Origin of the sequence: Kluyvera sp. (assembly GCF_047971185.1) — a bacterium.
Classification (GTDB): domain Bacteria; phylum Pseudomonadota; class Gammaproteobacteria; order Enterobacterales; family Enterobacteriaceae; genus Kluyvera.
In genome coordinates this window covers 1-4,090 of record NZ_JBKDZH010000059.1, presented here as the reverse complement: position 1 = coordinate 4,090, position 4,090 = coordinate 1, and the positions used below count along the sequence as shown (strand labels likewise).

The window sequence follows — 4,090 nt, the reverse complement described above, 5'->3', positions numbered from 1 at the left end:
GAACTGCCAGGCATCAATTAGTGAAGAAGCCCATCCTGACGGATGGGCTTTTTTGCGTCTGTGGCGTGGTGAAATCCCGGGGTCGCTGGCGCTACCGGACGGTGATGACGGTGGTCATATTGCGGACGAAACGACCGTGTAGCCCGGAAGAGGCGTTTACGCCGACGCCGGGGCGGCTCCCGCCGTCAACATCTCCCCCCTGCGAATCGTTTCCGCACTTTCCCATAGCCTGGTTGAAACTTTCTCACCTTCCCCACGCAGATACGGTAAACTATCGCCGATTTAGCATCAGGAAAGCAGCCATGACCCACTCCCTAAAGCCCTGGAACACCTTCGGCATTAATCATAGTGCAAAGCACATCGTATGCGCTGAAAACGAACAACAACTACTGAGCGCCTGGCAGCAAGCGACCCGTGAAGGGTTGCCGGTTATGATCCTGGGTGAAGGAAGCAACGTCCTGTTTCTGGAAGACTATTCCGGTACTGTGATCCTTAATCGCCTCAAAGGTATTGAGGTGAGCGAAACCGCAGAAGCCTGGCATCTGCACGTTGGCGCGGGCGAAAACTGGCACCAGCTGGTTCGCTATGCGCTGGATAACAACATGCCCGGTCTGGAAAATCTCGCGCTCATCCCTGGCTGTGCAGGCTCATCTCCTATTCAGAATATCGGCGCTTATGGCGTCGAATTACAGCACGTCTGCGAATATGTCGACTGTATCGAGCTGGCTAGCGGAGAACGCAAACGTCTTAGCGCCGCAGAATGCCAGTTTGGCTACCGCGACAGCATCTTCAAGCATGCCTATCAGGATCGCTTTGCGATCGTCGCCGTCGGTTTCCGCCTGGCCAAGGCATGGCAGCCAGTACTGACCTATGGTGATCTCACGCGTCTGGATCCGCAAACCGTCACTCCGCGTGAGGTGTTTGATTCGGTCTGCCATATGCGCATGACCAAACTGCCGGATCCCAGAGTGAATGGCAATGCGGGCAGCTTCTTTAAAAACCCCGTGGTCAGCGCAGAGTACGCGCAAACCCTGCTGGCAAACTTCCCCAAAGCACCGCATTACCCGCAGGCTGACGGCAGCGTTAAGCTGGCTGCCGGCTGGCTTATCGATCAGTGTCAGTTGAAAGGCCATATTGAGGGCGGTGCAGCGGTTCATCAGCAGCAGGCGCTGGTACTGGTTAACGTTGATAACGCCCAGAGTGGCGATGTGGTGAAGTTGGCTCATTATGTCCGCCAGCAGGTGGGCGACAAATTTAACGTCTGGCTGGAGCCCGAAGTTCGCTTTATCGGTAACGCCGGTGAAGTGAATGCGGTTGAGGTGATTCAATGAAAGATAATACCGTGCCATTAACACTCATCTCTCTGCTGGCCGACGGCGATTTTCACTCCGGCGAGCAGCTTGGTGAACAGTTAGGGATGAGCCGGGCGGCGATTAACAAACATATCCAGACGCTGCGTGACTGGGGCGTTGACGTCTTTACCGTACCGGGGAAAGGTTATAGCTTACCGGAACCAATACAGCTGCTGGATGCCGAGCGTATTCGTCACGCGGTAGACTATGGCGATGTCGCCGTGCTCCCGGTTATTGACTCGACAAACCAGTATCTGTTGGACCGTATTGGTGAACTGAAATCCGGGGATGCCTGCGTTGCAGAATACCAGCAGGCAGGCCGCGGCCGCCGTGGCCGTAAATGGTTCTCACCGTTTGGCGCTAACCTGTACCTCTCGATGTACTGGCGCTTAGAGCAGGGCCCGGCGGCGGCAATTGGCCTGAGCCTGGTTATCGGCATCGTTATGGCGGAAGTCCTGCAGGATCTCGGTGCGGATAAAGTGCGCGTGAAGTGGCCGAATGATCTTTATCTGAACGATCGCAAACTGTCCGGCATCCTCGTCGAACTGACCGGTAAAACCGGAGATGCGGCACAAATTGTCATTGGTGCCGGCATTAACCTGGTGATGCGTCGCGTAGAAAATGACGTGATTAACCAGGGCTGGATTAACCTGCAGGAAGCGGGGATCACCATCGATCGCAACGTGCTGGCCGCGCGCCTGATTAACGAACTCCACGATGCATTACACCTCTTTGAGCAAGAGGGGCTGGCACCTTATCTTTCGCGCTGGGATAAACTCGATAACTTTATTAATCGCCCGGTGAAGCTGATTATCGGTGATAAAGAGATCTTCGGTATTTCCCGCGGTATTGATACGCAGGGCGCATTATTACTGGAGCAGGATGGGATAATTAAACCCTGGATGGGCGGCGAGATTTCGCTACGTAGCGCAGAATAAAAAAGGGAGCTTCGGCTCCCTTTTCTTTTCTCTCACTTATTTCCGTAAACGCACCTGCTCTACGGAGTGGTTAGCGCTTTTGGTCAGGATCAGGCTTGCACGCTCACGCGTAGGCAGGATATTTTCGTTTAAATTCCGTAGGTTTATCTCATTCCATAGCGATGTTGCGACGTTAATCGCTTCCTCTTCGGAAAGCTGTGCATAGTTATGGAAATAAGAGTCCGGATCGGTAAAGGCACCTTCACGGAATTTCAGGAATCGGTTGATATACCACGACTGTAATAATTTTTCTGGCGCATCAACATAAATAGAAAAATCAACGAAGTCGGAAACAAATACATGATGCGGATCGTGCGGATAATCCATCCCGCTTTGCAGAACGTTTAGCCCTTCCAGAATTAAAATATCGGGATGGGTAACCGTTTTATCGCCATCAGGAATAACATCATAAATCAGATGGGAATAAACCGGCGCGGTGACGTCCGGCACGCCCGATTTGAGGTCCGAAACGAATTTCACCAGACGATGCATATCATACGACTGCGGGAAGCCTTTCTTCTTCATCAGCCCACGCTCTTTCAGCACCTCGTTGGGGTGCAGGAAACCGTCGGTGGTGATCAGCTCGACGCGGCGATGCTCCGGCCAGCGGCTGAGTAATGCCTGTAAGACGCGCGCGGTGGTGCTTTTACCGACTGCCACGCTACCGGCGATGCTAATGATATAAGGAATACGCTGGCCGTTGGTGCCAAGGAACTGCTCCAGCACCGCCTGACGGCGCAGGTTAGAACTAATATAGAAGTTCAGTAAACGTGACAAAGGCAAATAGATCTCCGCCACTTCCTCCAGCGACAGATCTTCGTTGATACCTTTTAAGCGCGTAATTTCGCCTTCAGTCAGGGTCATCGGCACGGAATCGCGCAGCGCCGCCCACTGGCTACGATTGAACTGTAGATAAGGTGTCATTAACGTTTGCTCTTGTTTTCTCATAAGCATGTTCTGGCTACCACGCTGACTGCACGCGACGCTTCACATTCAGTTAATCAGGACAATGGGCAGGAGGTTAACACCAGGTGGAAGAGAAAAAGAAGAAAAAATCCAAATTAGTGCCGCTTTCGTGAGAAAACGCGGCTCTTTGTTATGGAGAACATCTACGGGGGTAAGGACAGGGTGACACAAATAAGCGCCGGTGATACGCCATTGTGATGGTGAAGGGGGCGAACATGCCCAGCGGCGCGGGTTAGCTGTCAGGGTAGGAGGGCATTATTGTGTTATTTTTGTCCGTAAAAAGGCCGTTTTGCTGAGTTTTTACGCGTGAATGCACAAAACGTGAGCGATAGAACATTTTATGCAATTTTTTAGTTGCATGTCTCCGCATGTCTCCATAGAATGCGCGCTACTAGATGCCGACTTAGCTCAGTAGGTAGAGAAACTGACTTGTAATCAGTAGTTCACCAGTTCGATTCCGGTAGTCGGCACCATCAGGTGGGGTTCCCGAGCGGCCAAAGGGAGCAGACTGTAAATCTGCCGTCACAGACTTCGAAGGTTCGAATCCTTCCCCCACCACCACTTTCAGGCTTAGCATTGCGAAGCCAGAGTTGGTTGGTAAAATAACTAGCTCAAACAAAGGAAAGGGAGAAATCTCTTTCCTTTGGCACAGAAAGAACTGGGTAGCCGAGTTTTAGGATGCGGGCATCGTATAATGGCTATTACCTCAGCCTTCCAAGCTGATGATGCGGGTTCGATTCCCGCTGCCCGCTCCAGACGTGCTGATATGGCTCAGTTGGTAGAGCGCACCCTTGG

General features: G+C 52.4%; 3 protein-coding genes and 3 tRNA genes. 5 read left to right on the top strand and 1 reads right to left on the bottom strand.

The window, feature by feature from the left end:
• The first annotated feature begins 302 nt into the window (after positions 1-302).
• Positions 303-1,331 carry a UDP-N-acetylmuramate dehydrogenase gene (gene murB / locus ACK5JN_RS17205; RefSeq protein ID WP_416871280.1) on the top strand — a complete coding sequence of 343 codons (1,029 nt, stop codon included), beginning with the start codon at positions 303-305 and terminating at the stop codon, positions 1,329-1,331.
• Entirely contained in the window at positions 1,328-2,290 is a 963-nt protein-coding gene (gene birA / locus ACK5JN_RS17200) for a bifunctional biotin--[acetyl-CoA-carboxylase] ligase/biotin operon repressor BirA (RefSeq protein WP_416871279.1), read from the top strand. Before murB ends, birA begins: the two co-directional genes overlap by 4 nt.
• Positions 2,291-2,326: 36 nt before the next feature.
• Here the strand turns inward: birA and coaA are convergent, their stop codons facing one another.
• Positions 2,327-3,277 carry a type I pantothenate kinase gene (gene coaA, locus ACK5JN_RS17195; protein WP_416871278.1) on the bottom strand — a complete coding sequence of 317 codons (951 nt, stop codon included), beginning with the start codon at positions 3,275-3,277 and terminating at the stop codon, positions 2,327-2,329.
• Between the two features lie 415 nt (positions 3,278-3,692).
• Here coaA and ACK5JN_RS17190 point away from each other — a divergent pair.
• From ACK5JN_RS17190 to ACK5JN_RS17180, 3 genes are all read left to right on the top strand, one after another.
• Positions 3,693-3,768 (top strand) — tRNA-Thr (locus tag ACK5JN_RS17190).
• A gap of 3 nt (positions 3,769-3,771) precedes the next feature.
• Positions 3,772-3,856, top strand: a tRNA-Tyr gene (locus ACK5JN_RS17185).
• Positions 3,857-3,975: 119 nt separating this feature from the next.
• Positions 3,976-4,050: transfer RNA gene (locus tag ACK5JN_RS17180), tRNA-Gly, on the top strand.
• Positions 4,051-4,090: the final 40 nt, after the last annotated feature.